Origin of the sequence: Mesorhizobium sp. M8A.F.Ca.ET.181.01.1.1 (assembly GCF_004792025.1) — a bacterium.
Classification (GTDB): domain Bacteria; phylum Pseudomonadota; class Alphaproteobacteria; order Rhizobiales; family Rhizobiaceae; genus Mesorhizobium.
This window is the reverse complement of sequence record NZ_SRTV01000155.1, coordinates 1-330: the sequence shown is the minus strand read 5'-3', so window position 1 is coordinate 330 and position 330 is coordinate 1. Positions and strand designations below refer to the sequence as shown.

1 protein-coding gene is annotated in these 330 nt (G+C 57.0%); it reads right to left on the bottom strand.

The genetic code is table 11. The features are described 5' to 3' along the window. Positions 1–294, bottom strand: a 294-nt coding sequence (locus EN824_RS34010) for a CDP-alcohol phosphatidyltransferase family protein (protein ID WP_189522283.1), incomplete at its 3' end; no start/stop codon positions are given. Positions 295–330: the final 36 nt, after the last annotated feature.

The window sequence follows — 330 nt, the reverse complement described above, 5'->3', positions numbered from 1 at the left end:
GCCGGCAATGGTGCCGTCGGCCGCCATCAGAAGCAGGACGGATGCGACCAGCAGCTTGTCAGCGATCGGGTCCAGCATGCGGCCGATATTCGACGTCTGGTTCCAGATGCGTGCCAGATAACCGTCGAGGAAATCGGTCAGCGAGGCGATGATGAACAGCCACAGTGCCGTCCAGCGCGCAAAATCCGAACTCTCCAGTTTTCCTTCAACGTAAAAGCAAAGGACAATGACCGGAACAGCGAGAATCCGGCCATAAGTGAGGAGGTTGGGAATGCTGTATGCGCGCGAAGCCATGGGGAAACCTGTCAGTCTGAGATCAGCTGCCTTGAT